This window comes from Streptomyces sp. NPDC059897, assembly GCF_042730865.1.
Lineage (GTDB): Bacteria > Actinomycetota > Actinomycetes > Streptomycetales > Streptomycetaceae > Streptomyces.
In genome coordinates this window covers 21,279-35,790 of the sequence record NZ_JBHWKQ010000051.1, presented here as the reverse complement: position 1 = coordinate 35,790, position 14,512 = coordinate 21,279, and the positions used below count along the sequence as shown (strand labels likewise).

Below are 14,512 nucleotides of genomic sequence, written 5' to 3'. Positions count from 1 at the left end.
CCTACGCCCGGTCGGTCCCGAGCATCGCGGCCCACATGTCGGGGAAGTCCGGCAGCGTCTTCGCGGTGGTCGCCACGTTCTCGATCTGTACGTCCTTGACCGCGAGGCCGATGATCGCGCCAGCGGTCGCCATGCGGTGGTCGTCGTACGTGTGGAAGATCCCGCCGTGCAGCTTGCGCGGGCGGATGTGCAGACCGTCGGCGGTCTCCGTCACGTCACCGCCCAGCTCGTTGATCTCCTTGGTGAGGGCGGCAAGGCGGTCCGTCTCGTGCAGCCGCAGGTGGGCGACGCCGCGCAGGGTGGACGGGGAGTCGGCCAGGGCGGCCACGGCGGCGATGCCGGGGGTCAGCTCGCCGACCTCGCTCAGGTCGACGTCGAGGCCGTGCACGCTGCCGGAGCCGGTGAACTCGAGCCCGCGCTCGGTCAGTTCGCAGGCGCCGCCCATCCGCGTGAAGATGTCGCGCAGCGCGTCGCCGGGCTGCGTGGTGTGCTCCGGCCAGTCCGGGATCGTCACCTTGCCGCCGGTGATCAGGGCCGCGGCCAGGAACGGCTGGGCGTTCGAGAGGTCCGGCTCGATGGTGATGTCCCGGCCGAGCAGGGCACCGGGGGTGACCCGCCACACGTTCGCCTCGCCGCCCGACTCCGGGGTGTCGACCTGGGCGCCGACCGCGCGCAGCATGTCGACCGTCATCCGGATGTGCGGCATGGAGGGCAGCGCCGAGCCCGTGTGCCGGACCTCGACGCCCTGGTTGAAGCGCGGACCCGACAGCAGCAGGGCGCTCACGAACTGGGAGGACGACGAGGCGTCGATCTCGACCGGGCCGCCCTCAAGGGCGCCCCCGCCGTGCACCGTCAGCGGAAGCGCGCCGCGTCCCTCGTCGTCGATCCGGGCGCCGAGCGCGCGCAACGCGTCGATCACGCCGTGCAGGGGACGCTCGTACGAACGGGGGTCGCCGTCGAAGCGGATCGGGCCGTCGGCGAGCGAGGCGACCGGCGGCAGGAAGCGCATCACGGTGCCGGCGTTGCCGACGTCGACCGTGGCGGGCCCCCGAAGGCCGGACGGGATGACGCGCCACGCCTCACCGGACCCGTCGGGACCCACGCCCTCTTCGATGCCCACGCCCATCTCGCGCAGCGCGGCGGCCATCAGCAGCGTGTCGCGGGAGCGCAGCGGGCGGCGCAGCCAGCCCGGCTCCGCGGCGAGCGCGGCGAGCACGAGCGCCCGGTTGGTGACGGATTTGGACCCCGGCACCTGAACAGTCGCGTCGACGGCTCCGCTCGCGAGAGGGGCGGGCCAGAGGGCGGTGTGGGCCGGGTTCGTGGTCATGCCCCAACTCTAGTCGGCCCCCGGGAAGGCACCTGCTCACAGCCCCAGCAGCCAGCGGCCCCCGCCGATCAGTGAGCACAGTGAGACGGCGTGGAAGAAAAACAGCCACATGCCCGCGGGGACGTGCGTGAGGCGCGAGAGCTGGTCGGCGTCGGAGTCTCCCGCGCCTCCCCTGCGGCGCTTGCGCTGCAGCTCGAAGGCGGGGCGTACGCCGCCGAGGAGCAGGAACCAGACGACCGTGTACGCGAAGGCGGCCTGGACCTGCGGACCCGTGAGCCAGGAGACGAGGACGAAGGCGCCGCCGGTGACGACCACGGTCAGCGCCCCGTACGCGTTCCGAATCATCACCAGCATCACCACGAGCAGCGCCGTGGCCAGCCACAGCAGCAGGGTGATGTGCCCCTCGGAGAGCAGCGCCGCGCCGCCGAGGCCGAGCAGCGGCGGGGCCGTGTACCCGGCGGCCGCGGTGAGGACCATGCCGAGCCCGGTCGGCTTGCCCCGGCTGACCGTGAGGCCGCTGGTGTCGGAGTGCAGCCGGATGCCGTCCAGCTTGCGGCCCATGAGGAGCGCGATCAGGCCGTGGCCGCCCTCGTGGGCGATCGTGATGGCGTTACGGGTGAGCCGCCAGACGGTGTGCGGGACGATCGCGGCGAGCGCGACGACGGCCGTGGCGATCGTCACCCACTGGTCGGGGTCGGACTGGGTCCCGAAGATCCGGTCCCAGAGGCTGGCGTCCATGTGTTTCGGCTGCTCCCGTTCGGGTTCGGTGGCGGGTCGGCATCTGGCACTGTGGCACGTATGTGCGGACGTTATGCATCGAGTCGCAGGCCCGAGGATCTCGCAGGAATCTTTGAGATCGAGAAGTGGGAGCCGGAGGAGGCCTATGAGGCCGACTTCAATGTGGCTCCCACCAAGGAGGTCTACGCGGTCCTCGACCGCCCGGTGAAAGACGCCGACGACCGGCGTCCGGTTCGCCAGCTGCGCAAGCTCAAGTGGGGCCTCGTCCCGTCGTGGTCCAAGACCCCGGAGGGCGGCGCCCGCATGATCAACGCGCGGGCCGAGACCGTACACGAGAAGCCCTCGTACCGCCGGGCCTTCACCACGCGGCGCTGCATCCTGCCCGCCGACGGCTATTACGAGTGGGTGACCGCGGCCGCCGAGCGCGACCTGGAGGTCGAGGGCAAGAAGAAGCGGCCCCGCAAGCAGCCGTACTTCGTGACGCCCGCGGACGGCTCGGTCTTCGCGATGGCGGGGCTCTACGAGTTCTGGCACGACCGCACGCTCCCGGACGAGCACCCGCTCGCCTGGTGGGTGACGTGCTCCGTGATCACCACGGAGGCGGAGACCGCGCCGCTCGGTGTCGCCCCGCAGGACGGTCCGCGCACGCTCGCCGACATCCACCCCCGGATGCCGCTGATGCTGACGCCGGACCGGTGGGACGACTGGCTGGACCCGGCCCGCACGGACGTCGAGGACCTGCGCACGCTCCTGGCCCCTCCTCCGGAGGGGCTGATGCGGGCGTATCCCGTGTCCACGGCGGTGAGCAATGTGCGCAACAACGGTCCCGAGCTGCTCAAGGAACTGGAGGGACCCGAGGAGGGGACGCTGTTCTAGGCGGCGCCCACGGTGCACGATGGCCGGGTGACCAGCACCACTGAACTCGTCCCCACCGAAACCGGCGACGCCCGCATCACCTGGCACGCCGCCAAGAAGCCGAAACTGGTCCTGGCCGCGAGCCACGGCGCCGGCGGCGGTATCGAGGCCCGCGACCTCCAGGCCCTCGCCGCCGCCCTGCCCGCCCACGGAGTGACCGTCGCGCTCGTCGAGCAGCCCTGGCGCGTCGCGGGGAAGAAGCTCGCGCCCGCGCCGAAGACGCTCGACACGGGGTGGCGCGGGATCTGGCCCGCCCTGGAGAAGCCCGGCCTCCCGGTGATCGCCGCAGGCCGCAGCGCGGGCGCCCGCGTCGCCTGCCGCACCGCGGGGGAGCTCGGCGCCGCCGCCGTCCTCGCGCTCAGCTTCCCGCTGCACCCGCCCGGCAAGCCGGAGAAGTCCCGTGCGGACGAACTCCTCGGCGCGGGCGTGCCCACCCTCGTCGTCCAGGGCGGCAACGACCCGTTCGGAAAGCCCGCGGAGTTCCCGGAGCGGGGCGCGTACGAGCTCGTCGAAGTCCCCTTCGGGGACCATGGCTTCGCCGTTCCGAAGCGCGCGGACATCACCCAGGACGAGGCCCTCGCCGTCATCACCGACGCGGTCACGAAGTGGACCGGATCACTCGTCTAAGTGGACCGGATCACTTGTCCAGGGGCCGGGAATGTTGAGGCCGGGACTGCTGTTGTGCGGACTGTCGGTGCACAGAGTTCGTACGAGAGGAAGTCCGCCGCATGGGTTCAGTCGCTTGCCCCAGCCGTGCCACCGCTCCTGACCTGGAGTGGAGCGTGCTGAGCGCGGCCAAGACCGCTTCTGTTCGGGCGGCGGGCGGACCGGATCGTCGTCTATCCTCCGATTCGAGCGGGGTCTCGTTCGTCCCCGCGACATCGCTTGAGGAGGTGGGTCCGGTCACAGGGACCGACGCAGGGACCGAGCACGGCCAGGCGGAGGAGCGCCCCGAGAGCCCCGGGAACGGGGAGAGCGCCACCGAGCGCAACGCGCGCTTCGAGCGGGACGCGCTGGAGTTCCTCGACCAGATGTACTCGGCGGCCCTGCGCATGACGCGCAACCCGGCCGACGCCGAGGACCTGGTGCAGGAGACCTATGCGAAGGCGTACGCCTCGTTCCACCAGTTCCGTGAGGGCACGAACCTCAAGGCGTGGCTCTACCGGATCCTGACCAACACCTTCATCAACTCGTACCGCAAGAAGCAGCGCGAGCCCCAGCGCAGTGCCGCCGAGGAGATCGAGGACTGGCAGCTGGCCCGGGCCGAGTCGCACATGTCGACCGGTCTGCGCTCCGCCGAGTCGCAGGCGCTCGACCACCTGCCCGACTCGGACGTGAAGCGGGCGCTGCAGGCGATCCCCGAGGAATTCCGCATCGCGGTCTATCTCGCGGACGTAGAGGGCTTTGCGTACAAGGAGATCGCGGACATCATGGGAACACCTATCGGTACGGTGATGTCCCGGCTGCACCGTGGCCGTCGCCAGTTGCGCGGCATGCTCGAGGACTACGCCCGTGACCGCGGGCTCGTCCCGGCCGGTGCCGGTCAGGCGAACGAAGCGAAAGGCTCGGGCTCATGAGCTGCGGAGAGCCGCACGAGACGGACTGCAGTGAAGTCCTCGACCATCTCTACGAGTTCCTCGACCACGAGATGCCGGACAGCGACTGCACCAAGTTCGAGGTGCACTTCGAGGAGTGCTCCCCGTGCCTGGAGAAGTACGGCCTGGAGCAGGCCGTGAAGAAGCTGGTGAAGCGGTGCTGCGGTCATGACGACGTGCCCACCGATCTGCGGGCCAAGGTCATGGGCCGGATCGAAGTGATCCGCTCCGGCCAGGCCACGCCCGAAGAGGGCATGGGCAACCCGCTCGCCTGAGCCGGTCGGCGGGGCACTTCGAGGCCCCGTTCACCCGATCGTGCGAATCCGGGGCCCGCGGCCCCGGCAATCCCCGCGATGCCCCGCGAGCGCCTTCCCGCACGTCCTATCCTCCCTGAACTGGACGCCTTGGGGAGGGAGTTGGGGCATGCGGTCGGTTCCGCCTGTGGCCCGCGCGTATGTGCTCCTGACCGCCGGTGTCGCCGCGGTCTGCGCCGCGCCCGCCTTCTCCGCCGCCACCTGGTGGCCCGGTGTCGCCCTGCTCGCGCTCCTCTACGCGGGGTGTGAGCAGCTCGGCCGCTGCCGGCTCGTCGGGCGGCGCGCGCCCAGGGGAATGGGCACCTTCTTTCCCGTCCTGCTCGCCGGGGCGTTTCTGCTGCCGCCGGCCGCCGCCGCGCTCGTCGCCCTGCCCGGTGCCCTGCTCGCCTCCGTCGAGCGGCGGCCCGCATGGCTGCGCAAGGTGTGGCGCGCGGCCCAACTCGCCCTCGCCTGCTGGGCCGCGGCGCGGGTCTTCGGCGCGCTCGGCGGCCCCGCCGCGGTCGCCGATCCCCGGTTCCCGTACGCGCTCGCGCCCGCGGGCGCCGCGGTCCTCGCGTTCTGCGCCGTCCTCACCGTGCTCGACGGGGGCGTGCTCGCCACCGCGGAGCGGGTGCCGCCGCGCAGCGCCTGGCGCGGGCTCTTCCTGCGGATGCTGGCGCCGGTGGCCGCGCACGGGCTCGCCGGTCTGGTGATGGCGACGATGTGGACGAGTTCGTACGGCCCGATCGCCGCCCTGCTCGTGCTTCTGCCGATGTACATCTCCTGCTGGGTGTTCGCCCAGTACCAGCGCGAGAGCTCGGCCCACCAGGCCACGATCCGGGCGCTCGTGCAGGCCGTCGACATCAAGGACGGGTACACGCGCGGGCACAGTGAGCGGGTCGGGCAGGCGTCGATGCTGATCGCCCGCGAGCTCGGCATGGCGGGCGAGCGGGTGGAGGCTTTGCGGTTCGCCGGGATCCTGCACGACGTGGGGAAACTCGGCGTGCCCACACGGCTGTTGCGGAAGGACGGGCCACTGACACCCGAGGAGCGCGAGGTCATTCAGCTGCATCCGGAGTACGGGCACGAGATGGTGCGCGGGATCGCGTTCCTCGGTGAGGCGCGGGCGGCGATCCTGCACCACCACGAGCGGCTCGACGGGAGCGGATACCCGTACGGTCTCGCCGGGGCGCAGATTCCGGAGTTCGCTCGGGTGGTGGCGGTGGCGGACGCGTTCGACGCGATGACGTCCACGCGTACGTATTCGCGGGCGCGGCCGGTCCCGGTGGCGCTGGCGGAGCTGGAGCGGTGTGCCGGATCGCAGTTCGACCCGGTGATGGTGGGAGCGCTGGTGAAGGTCCTTGAGCGGGACGGGTGGCATCCCGTGGTGACGGCGGACGAGGCGGTGGTGCCCGCGCCTCGTCCGCAGGGCGTCGCCGTCCCGCCGGCGGCGTCCCGGTGACGGGGGCCGATCCGGAGCACCGCGCCGAAAGGGCCGGCCCGCCCAGGGCGCGCCGGGTGCCCGGGTTGCTCGTCGTGGTGTTCGGGACCGCCGTGGCGGTCGCCTCCGTGGCGCTCGGGGACACCGTGTGGCACGGCGTCGTCGACCGGGGGAACGCGCTGGCGTTCGGGGTGCTCGTCGCCGTGGGGGAGCTGGCCCGGTGGGGCGGCGCCGAGGACCGGGAGGCCGCGCCGCTCGGGGCCGCGGGGGCGCTCGCGTACGCACTGCTCGGGGAGGTCGCGGGGCGGCCCACGCACCACGGCACCTTGCAGGTCGTCGCGATCGTCGTCGCGGGCACGCTCGTCGGCTGCATACCGCACGTGGCACGCGGCAAGGGTGCCTCGCTCGACCATGTGGCCCGGCGCGTGCTCACCGTCGCGTTCGCCGCCGTCTGCTTCCAACCGCTCTACAACGAAGGCGTGTTGGCGAAGTGGTTCGGGGACGGGGCCTCCTACGCGCTGCTGATCGTCGCGCTCCTGGTGCTGACCGCGCTGTGCGACGCCGTGCTCGCCGCCGCCATGGCGCACGCCAGGACGCGCTGGCCGTTCGGCCCGCTGCTGCGCGACGAGCTGCGGGCGATGCTCGGCATCGGCTCGGCCGTGTGCGCGACGGGGGCCGTCATGGCGCTCGCCGTCGCCGTCGCCGGGCTGTGGGCGCTGCCCCTGATCAGCCTGCCGCTGCTGCTCACCCAGTTGGCGTTCCGCCGGTACGCCGTGGTCAAGGCCACGTACCGGCAGACCATCACCTCACTGGCCCGCGCCACCGAGATCGCCGGCTACACCCCGCACGGGCACGCCCGCCGGGTCGCCGCGCTCAGCCGGGCCGTCGGCCGCGACCTGGGGCTCTCCCAGCCGGACCTGTCGGTCCTGGAGTACGCGGCGCTGATGCACGACATCGGGCAGCTCTCGCTCGTCGACCCGGTGGCCGAGGGCGCCACCGCCGCGCTGCCGCCCGCTCAGCAGCGCCGGATAGCCCTCCTCGGCGGCGCCGTCGTCCGCCAGACCGGGGTGGACACCCAGGTGGCCGTGGTGGTCGAGCGGCAGGCCGACCCGTACCGCGAGCAGCCGCTCACCGCCCGGATTGTGCGGACAGCGAACGCGTACGACGAGATGGCGAGGGAACAGGGACCACAGGGGCCGCTCAGGGCCCTGGAGAGCCTGCGTCTGGCCACGGGCAGGGACTACCAGCCGGAGGTCGTGGAAGCGCTGGCCAGAGTGGTCTGCACGCCCGGTCTGAGCCTAGGGTCGGTTGGGTAACCCATGGGTAATGAGCGGCGTTGCGACCGTACGTGGTTGGATGCGAAGCAAGGCAGAAAACGCAGGGCAGTACATGCAAGGCACGCGGAAGACTCGGCGTCCGGGGGCACAGGCCTCGAGTATCGGCAGGCGGGAATCGTGAGGATCTTCGGCAAGGGACGGCACCGGCCCTCCGCCTCCTGGCGGCAGGCCACGGATCGCGCGTTCACGCTGATCGGCGACGGCCGGTACGAGGACGCGGGAGCGCTGCTCACGCGGGCCGCCGACCTGGAGCCCTGGCTGTCGGAGTCCTGGTTCAACCTCGCGCTGCTGCACAAGTTCCGGCACGACTGGGAGCAGGCCCGCACCACGGGCCTGCGGGCCGTCGCCCTGCTCGAGAAGGAGGGCGGGGCACCGGACTGGTGGAACGTGGGCATCGCGGCCACCGCCCTCCAGGACTGGCCGCTCGCCCGCAGGGCCTGGCAGGCGTACGGGCTGAAGGTGCCCGGCGGCGCCGCCGCTGCCGGGGAGCCGACCGGGATGGACCTCGGGAGCGCCGCCGTGCGGCTCTCCCCGGAGGGCGAGGCGGAGGTCGTGTGGGGGCGCAGACTCGACCCCGCGCGCATCGAGCTGCTCTCCATCCCGCTGCCGTCGTCCGGGCGGCGTTGGGGCGAGGTCGTGCTGCACGACGGCGTCCCGCACGGGGAGCGGACCACGGCGGCCGGGCACTCGTACCCGGTCTTCGACGAGATCGAGCTGTGGGCGCCCTCGCCGGTCCCCACCTGGGTGGTGCTCCTCGAGGCCGCCACCGAGGACGACCGGGACGCGCTGGAGCGGCTCGCCGCCGACGCGGGCTTCGCCGCCGAGGACTGGTCGTCCTCCGTACGGCTGCTCTGCCGGACGTGCTCGGAGTCGCGGATGCCGTCCGACGAGGGGGACGGCACGCACCTCGACCCGCACGACCACAGCGAGCCGGGGCATCCGGGGCCGCTCGGGCACCGGACCGACGGGCAGCTGTGGGTGCCGGAGCGGGAGTGCGGGGTGGCTGCGCCGGCCTCTCTGGTGCGGGGGCTGCTCGACGGGTGGGTGGCGGATTCGCCGGACTCCCGTGACTGGCGGGATCTCGAAGAGGTCTGTTAGGCGCGGGGTGCGTTCTTGGGGTCGCCCCCTCCGCCCCTTCCCGTCCCGTCCCTGGGGGCTGCGCCCCCAGACCCCCCGAAAAGATTGCGCAGTTCCCCGCGCCCCTAGGGGCCCCCGTACCCTGTAAGGGTTCGACCCCCTTGTTTCCCAGGAAGGCTTTCGTCCCCCATGGCTCAGCAGGACACCGATCAGCAGCACGCCGGCGTGCTTCCCGTGGATGACGAGGGGTTTGTCGTCGACAGCGAGGACTGTGAGGCGCGGGAGGCGGCGTACCGGGAGCGCGGCACGTCGCGGCCGATCACCGTCGTCGGGAACCCGGTGCTGCACAAGGAGTGCAAGGACGTCACCGCGTTCGACGACGAGCTGGCGAAGCTCGTCGACGACATGTTCGCCAGCCAGCACACCGCCGAGGGCGTGGGCCTCGCCGCGAACCAGATCGGCGTGGACCTGAAGGTCTTCGTGTACGACTGCCCGGACGACGACGGCGTGCGGCACACCGGCGTCGTCTGCAACCCCGTCCTGCGCGAGCTGCCCGCCGAGCAGCGGCGCCTCGACGACTCCAACGAGGGCTGCCTGTCCGTGCCGACGGCGTACGCCGAACTCGCGCGCCCCGACTACGCGGTGGTCGACGGCCGGGACGAGAAGGGCAACGCGATCACGGTGCGCGGCACCGGCTACTTCGCGCGCTGCCTGCAGCACGAGACGGACCACCTGTACGGGTACCTCTACATCGACCGGCTGTCGAAGCGGGAGCGCAAGGGCGCGTTGAAGCAGATGGAGGAGGGGACGCCGCGTTACCCGGTGGTCCCCAACGCCTGAGCAACTGACCTCCCCCGTGGGGGAGTTGAGGCGTCAAGCGGCGTCCGGTACGGAAGTGACCTCCGTCCGGGCGCCGTTCGCATGTGCGGGCAGGGGGCGCGGGGCCCGGTCGCGTACCGCCCGAATCCGGTCATGCGCGTGAAGAATCGGGAAGTGTGGGGTAGTGAGGGGAGCAAATCCGTTCCCACGGCGGTCAGTTATGGTGCTGAATAGAAAGCGCGGGGTTACACGACGGCGCGCGACCGGCACAGCGGGAGGCGCGCGCCGCAGGCCACAGAGAGGGGTTACTACGTGCCTGCTTTCTCACATACGTCGGTTCCGGCGGCTGTGGCGCTTCCGGTGATCGAGGGTGGGTTTCCTCGTCGGCTGCACCCGTATTGGCCGAAGCTCCAGGGAAGGACCAGGTCCTGGCTCCTGGAAATGGGGCTCATGCCGCCCGACAAGGTGGCCAAGTATGCCGACGATCTCTGCTATTCGGACCTGGTCGCGGGCTACTACATCGGCGCGCCGGACGAACTGCTCGCGACGATCAGCGACTACAGCGCGTGGTTCTTCGCCTGGGACGACCGGCACGACCGCGACGTGATCCACGGCCGCGCGGACAACTGGCGGCGGCTCGTCGCCCAGCTGCACGCGGCGACCGAGGCGCCCGAGCTCCATCTGGACCACAGGGATCCGCTGGTCGCGGGGTTCGCCGACTGCCTCCAGCGGTTCTACGGCTCGCTGAGCCGGAGCTGGAACGTGCGGTTCGCACGGCACTTCCACCCGGTGATCGACGCGTACGACCAGGAGTTCAGGAACCGGACGACGGGGACCGTGCCCGGCGTCGACGCGTACATAGAGTTGCGCCGGCAGACCTTCGCGCACTGGATTTGGATTGACCTGCTCGAGGCGACGGCGCAGTACGAACTCCCGGCATGGGTGCGGAAAACGCCGGCGTTCATGCGCGCGGCACTTGCCGTGCAGGACTTCTCGGCCTGGTACAACGACCTGTGTTCGCTCCCCAAGGAACTCGCGGGCAACGAATTCCACAACCTCGGGATAAGCCTCATCGAACACGAGGGGCTTTCCGTCGACGAAGCCGCCGCGGAAGTGCGGCGGCGGGTAATCGGATGTGTCGACGACTTCCTTGAGGCGGAAATCGAGGTCGAGAACATCGCGAACGGCGTGGAGACGCTCGGAGAAAAGGGCAAGGACCTCTCCGTCGCCATGAGGTCATGTCTGGAGAACATGCGGAACTGGTTCAGTTCCGTCTACTGGTTCCACCACGAATCGGGCCGCTATCAGGTCGACGACTGGGAGGACCGCAGCAATCCGCCGTACGTCAGCGACGAGCCGGTCGGCATCGATGCCGGGCCCGGCGCGGGCCGCGTCCCGAGGCAGGCCCCCCACCGGATCCCCGACGGGGTCCCCGAACAGGCAGGTGAGTGCGCATGACCGTGGAATCCACGCTGCCGCCCCCGGCGCCCGGCCAGGCGGGAGCGTCGCTGCCGCCGCTCGCGCCCGGCGGCGCGCCGCTGCTCGGCCACGCCCCCCAGATGCTCCGCGACCCGCTCGCCTTCCTGACCCGGCTGCGGGACGGCGGCGACGTGGTCCGGCTGAAGCTCGGCCCCAAGACGGTCTTCGCGGTCTGCGACCCCGTACTGGTCGAGAAGCTCCTGAAGAGCCCGGACTTCCTCATAGGCGGCGCGATGTGGGACGCCCTTGAGGTGCTGCTCGGCGAGGGCGTGGCGAGCAGCAACGGGCCGAAGCACCGGCGCCAGCGCCGCGCCATCCAGCCCGCGTTCCGTGCCGAGCGGATGGCCGACTACGCCACGCTGATGGCGGAGGAGGCACAGGCGACGGCCGACCGCTGGCAGGACGGGCAGACCGTCGACATCAACGCCGAGATGTTCCGCCTGGCGGCCCGGATCACGGCCCGCGCCATGCTGCACATCGACGCGGAGGACGACCGCTCGGACCGCCTCGGCGAGACGATGGGCACGGTCTTCGCGGGCATGTACCGGCGGATGATCCTGTCCTTCGGGCCGCTGTACCGGCTGCCGCTGCCGGCCAATCGGCGTTTCGAGCGGGCGATGGCCGAATTGCACCGCATGGTCGACGAGATCATCGTCGAGCGAAGGGCTCAGGCGGCCGAGGGAATCGACACCGGGGACCTTCTCGCGGCATTGCTCGAGGCGCACGACGATGACGGTGAAGCGGTCACCGACCAAGAGATCCACGATCAGGTTCTGGCCCTCCTGTTGGCCGGCGGCGAGAATGTCTCCAAGACGCTGGCATGGACGCTCGGACTGCTCGCGGAACACCCCGACCACGAAAGCCGGTTGTACGAAGAGGTTGAATCCGCTACCGGTGGTGGCAGGCAGGTGGCTTTCGGTGACCTCGGGAAACTCGCATATATGCGGAATCTCCTGACCGAGTCGATGCGTATTCGTCCCAGCGTGTGGATATTCACGCGCATATCGGCGGCCGATACGGAGCTCGGCGGGTATCGCATTCCGGCAGGCACGGACATCGTCTACAGCCCGTACGCGATGCAGCACGACCCGCGTTCCTTCGACGACGTGGACGTCTTTGACCCCGACCGGTGGCTGCCGGGGCGGGTCACGGACGTGGCGAGCGTGGCGCACCAGCCGTTCGGCACCGGCAACCGCAAGTGCCCGGGCGATCACTTCAGCATGGTCGAACTCTCCCTGATCCTGGGCACGTTGGTGTCCCGGTGGCGGTTCGAGCAGGTCCCCGAGACGGAGTCGGTGGCGAAGCTGGGCATCACCATCGGGCCCAAGAACGGGAACCTGCGGGTGCGGGCCCGCGGCTGACCTCCGGGGTCCGGCTCCTAGGAGGCGAGCCGCACCCGGAACGTCCTCCTGAAGGCGTTGGGCGTCGTGCCCAGCGCCTTCATGAACTGGTGGCGCATCGCCGCCGCGTTGCCGAACCCGGCGCGCGCGGCGATCGCGTCCACCGTCTCGTCCGTGCGCTCCAGCAACTCCTGCGCGAGCAGCACCCGTTGGCGCAGCAGCCAGCGGTACGGCGTCGTGCCCGTCTCCTGCTGGAAGCGCCGGGCGAAGGTACGCGGCGACATGTGGGCCCGCGCCGCGAGCTCCTCCACGGTGGCCGGCTCGTCCAGGTGCCGCTCCATCCAGGACAGCACCTCGCCCACGGTGTCGCAGCGCGTCGCCGGCAGCGGGCGCTCCACGAACTGGGCCTGCCCGCCGTCCCGGTGCGGCGGCACGACCATCCGGCGGGCGATGGCGTTCGCGACCTCGGCGCCGTGCTCGGTCCGCACGATGTGCAGGCAGGCGTCGATGCCCGCGGCCGTGCCGGCGGAGGTGATGACCGGGCCCTCGTCGACGTACAGCACGTCGGGGTCGACGCGGGTGCGCGGATAGCTGACGGCGAGCTCGCGCGCGTACCGCCAGTGCACCGCGCACCGGCGGCCGTCGAGCAGCCCGGCCTCGCCGAGGACGAACACCCCCGCGCAGAGGCTGAGCACGCGCGCGCCCCGGTCGACCGCCTGCCGCAGCGCGTCGAGCAGCTCCGGCGGGTACTGGCCGAACCGCCGCCCCGCCGAGGGGATCGTGATGAGGTCGGCCTCCGCGAGCCGTTCGAGGCCGTACGGGGTGGAGACCGTCATGCCGGGCACGTGCGTGGTGAGCGAGGGCCCCTCGGTGGAGACGGCAGCGAAGTCGTACACGGGCAGCCCGGCGTCGCTCCGGTCGAGGCCGAACACCTCGCACACGACGCCGAGTTCAAAGGGATGCACGCCGTCCAGCAGCACGGCGGCCACGTTTTTCAGCATGTCTGCCAGTGTGCCGCAGACGTGGCAGCAATTCGAGGGTCAGTGTCAGTCCTGCCACTGCCGCGTGCCGCCGAACCGGCGGACAGTAGAGGGCATGAACACAGCACTGAACTACCTCGCCGTCCTCTTCGTCTTCCTCCTCCTGGCCGCCCCGTCCCTGTACGGGATGGTCCACGACCGCCGCATCGACCGGCAGCTGAAGGCCGCCGCGGCCCGCGACCCGCAGGGCCGCGCCACCCGCTACGAGAAGGCGGCCTGACCGGGCTTGTGCCCGAGGGCCAGCACATGCGAACTGGCGACGACCAGCTCCGGATGCGCCTCGGCGAGCCGCGCGGCCGCCAACGCCGAGGCGAACAGCTCGGACTCCTCGGGGACCTGCCGCCCGGTGGCGGCCTCGGCGGCCTTCAGCACCGAGTCGGCGGGCCCCTCCACCCCGTACAGCCGGGTGCCGGCGAACCCGGCGCCCCGCACCTCCGCCGCCAGCTCCTCGGCACGATGGAAGTAGGCGAAGGTGAACTCCCGCCCCTCGTTCCTCCCGGTCGCGAGCACCCGCCCCGACCGCTCCTCGCGCCCGTCGAGGTGCAGCCGCCCCAGTGAGGCGTGGTCGAACAGCGCCGCGAACCGCTGGATCCCGGCGGCCACGACGAGCCCGCCGGGCCGCACGACCCGCATCGCCTCGGCCAACACCCGCTCCCTGTCCGCCCGTTCGGGCAGGTGGTACAGCGGCCCGAGCAGCAGCACGACGTCGCACGAGGAGTCGGCGCAGCTCAGCGCCCGGGCATCGCCCAGCTCGACCGTGCACCCGGCGTGCGCCGCCTCCCGTACGTGCCGCTCCACGGGGTCGACGAGATGGACGCGGTACCCGTCCCCGGCCAGCCAGCGGGCGTGTGCGCCGGGTCCGCCGCCGACGTCGAGGACGGAGGCGGGAGCGGCGGGCAGGTGCCGCCGCAACAGCTCCCGCGTACGGACGAGTTCGAGCACGCCCGCGGCGGAGGATGCCAGCCGGGCGTGCTCGTCGAAGCGGGTGGAGTAGTAGGCGAGGACCTCGTCTGCGACCTGGGGTGCTGTCATGCCCCGCAAGTCTGACGAAGGGCCGGTGGGCGGCGCATCTCAATATGCGTCGCCCACCGAAGCACCCCGGCCGGCCCGG

At 71.5% G+C, this 14,512-nt stretch carries 15 protein-coding genes; 11 read left to right on the top strand and 4 right to left on the bottom strand.

Annotated features, from left to right (window positions below):
* Position 1: 1 nt before the first annotated feature.
* Both aroA and ACFV9W_RS34695 read right to left on the bottom strand, forming a co-directional pair.
* Complete coding sequence (aroA, locus tag ACFV9W_RS34700) at positions 2-1,327, bottom strand: 3-phosphoshikimate 1-carboxyvinyltransferase (RefSeq protein WP_385769220.1); 1,326 nt, start codon at positions 1,325-1,327, stop codon at positions 2-4.
* A 36-nt stretch (positions 1,328-1,363) separates the two neighbouring features.
* Positions 1,364-2,065 (bottom strand): M50 family metallopeptidase, encoded by a 702-nt coding sequence (locus tag ACFV9W_RS34695; protein WP_385769218.1) that lies wholly within the window; start codon positions 2,063-2,065, stop codon positions 1,364-1,366.
* 60 nt (positions 2,066-2,125) lie between these two features.
* On the opposite strand from ACFV9W_RS34695, the gene ACFV9W_RS34690 reads away from it, so the two are divergent.
* The 10 genes from ACFV9W_RS34690 (at position 2,126) to ACFV9W_RS34645 (ending at position 12,382) form a co-directional block, all read left to right on the top strand.
* Complete coding sequence (locus ACFV9W_RS34690) at positions 2,126-2,941, top strand: SOS response-associated peptidase (protein ID WP_385769216.1); 816 nt, start codon at positions 2,126-2,128, stop codon at positions 2,939-2,941.
* Between the two features lie 27 nt (positions 2,942-2,968).
* Positions 2,969-3,607 (top strand): alpha/beta family hydrolase, encoded by a 639-nt coding sequence (locus tag ACFV9W_RS34685; RefSeq protein WP_385769214.1) that lies wholly within the window; start codon positions 2,969-2,971, stop codon positions 3,605-3,607.
* A gap of 266 nt (positions 3,608-3,873) precedes the next feature.
* Positions 3,874-4,557 (top strand): RNA polymerase sigma factor SigR, encoded by a 684-nt coding sequence (sigR, locus tag ACFV9W_RS34680; RefSeq protein WP_385769212.1) that lies wholly within the window; start codon positions 3,874-3,876, stop codon positions 4,555-4,557.
* Complete coding sequence (gene rsrA / locus ACFV9W_RS34675; RefSeq protein ID WP_351338991.1) at positions 4,554-4,850, top strand: mycothiol system anti-sigma-R factor; 297 nt, start codon at positions 4,554-4,556, stop codon at positions 4,848-4,850. The genes sigR and rsrA overlap by 4 nt, the downstream gene beginning before the upstream one ends.
* Positions 4,851-4,998: 148 nt before the next feature.
* Positions 4,999-6,330 carry an HD-GYP domain-containing protein gene (locus ACFV9W_RS34670; RefSeq protein WP_385769210.1) on the top strand — a complete coding sequence of 444 codons (1,332 nt, stop codon included), beginning with the start codon at positions 4,999-5,001 and terminating at the stop codon, positions 6,328-6,330.
* A 56-nt stretch (positions 6,331-6,386) separates the two neighbouring features.
* The gene (locus tag ACFV9W_RS34665) at positions 6,387-7,625 is read left to right on the top strand and encodes an HD-GYP domain-containing protein (RefSeq protein WP_385769208.1); all 1,239 of its coding nucleotides are present in this window, start codon (positions 6,387-6,389) and stop codon (positions 7,623-7,625) included.
* A 138-nt stretch (positions 7,626-7,763) separates the two neighbouring features.
* Positions 7,764-8,744, top strand: coding sequence for a hypothetical protein (locus ACFV9W_RS34660; protein ID WP_266713911.1), 981 nt, complete (start codon positions 7,764-7,766; stop codon positions 8,742-8,744).
* 168 nt (positions 8,745-8,912) lie between these two features.
* Positions 8,913-9,563, top strand: a complete 651-nt coding sequence (def, locus tag ACFV9W_RS34655; protein ID WP_385769206.1) for a peptide deformylase — start codon at positions 8,913-8,915, stop codon at positions 9,561-9,563.
* A gap of 339 nt (positions 9,564-9,902) precedes the next feature.
* The gene (locus tag ACFV9W_RS34650) at positions 9,903-11,000 is read left to right on the top strand and encodes a multidrug MFS transporter (protein ID WP_385769250.1); all 1,098 of its coding nucleotides are present in this window, start codon (positions 9,903-9,905) and stop codon (positions 10,998-11,000) included.
* Complete coding sequence (locus ACFV9W_RS34645) at positions 10,997-12,382, top strand: cytochrome P450 (protein WP_385769204.1); 1,386 nt, start codon at positions 10,997-10,999, stop codon at positions 12,380-12,382. Before ACFV9W_RS34650 ends, ACFV9W_RS34645 begins: the two co-directional genes overlap by 4 nt.
* Before the next feature lie 17 nt (positions 12,383-12,399).
* On the opposite strand, the gene ACFV9W_RS34640 is transcribed toward ACFV9W_RS34645, so the two are convergent.
* Positions 12,400-13,362 carry a helix-turn-helix domain-containing protein gene (locus ACFV9W_RS34640; RefSeq protein ID WP_385769202.1) on the bottom strand — a complete coding sequence of 321 codons (963 nt, stop codon included), beginning with the start codon at positions 13,360-13,362 and terminating at the stop codon, positions 12,400-12,402.
* 94 nt (positions 13,363-13,456) lie between these two features.
* Between ACFV9W_RS34640 and ACFV9W_RS34635 the strand changes: the two genes are divergently transcribed.
* On the top strand, positions 13,457-13,621 hold the full coding sequence (locus ACFV9W_RS34635) for a hypothetical protein (protein ID WP_385769200.1): 165 nt from the start codon (positions 13,457-13,459) through the stop codon (positions 13,619-13,621).
* Here the strand turns inward: ACFV9W_RS34635 and ACFV9W_RS34630 are convergent.
* Positions 13,603-14,433, bottom strand: a complete 831-nt coding sequence (locus ACFV9W_RS34630) for a class I SAM-dependent methyltransferase (protein ID WP_385769198.1) — start codon at positions 14,431-14,433, stop codon at positions 13,603-13,605. The genes ACFV9W_RS34635 and ACFV9W_RS34630 overlap by 19 nt on opposite strands.
* Positions 14,434-14,512 lie beyond the last annotated feature (79 nt).

Coding starts and splice junctions, on each gene's coding strand:
- rsrA (WP_351338991.1), top strand. CDS start 4,554: ATGAGCTGCGGAGAGCCGCACGAGACGGACTGCAGTGAAGTCCTCGAC.
- ACFV9W_RS34645 (WP_385769204.1), top strand. CDS start 10,997: ATGACCGTGGAATCCACGCTGCCGCCCCCGGCGCCCGGCCAGGCGGGA.
- aroA (WP_385769220.1), bottom strand. CDS start 1,327: ATGACCACGAACCCGGCCCACACCGCCCTCTGGCCCGCCCCTCTCGCG.
- ACFV9W_RS34690 (WP_385769216.1), top strand. CDS start 2,126: ATGTGCGGACGTTATGCATCGAGTCGCAGGCCCGAGGATCTCGCAGGA.
- ACFV9W_RS34635 (WP_385769200.1), top strand. CDS start 13,457: ATGAACACAGCACTGAACTACCTCGCCGTCCTCTTCGTCTTCCTCCTC.
- ACFV9W_RS34640 (WP_385769202.1), bottom strand. CDS start 13,362: ATGCTGAAAAACGTGGCCGCCGTGCTGCTGGACGGCGTGCATCCCTTT.
- ACFV9W_RS34670 (WP_385769210.1), top strand. CDS start 4,999: ATGCGGTCGGTTCCGCCTGTGGCCCGCGCGTATGTGCTCCTGACCGCC.
- def (WP_385769206.1), top strand. CDS start 8,913: ATGGCTCAGCAGGACACCGATCAGCAGCACGCCGGCGTGCTTCCCGTG.
- ACFV9W_RS34630 (WP_385769198.1), bottom strand. CDS start 14,433: ATGACAGCACCCCAGGTCGCAGACGAGGTCCTCGCCTACTACTCCACC.
- ACFV9W_RS34695 (WP_385769218.1), bottom strand. CDS start 2,065: ATGGACGCCAGCCTCTGGGACCGGATCTTCGGGACCCAGTCCGACCCC.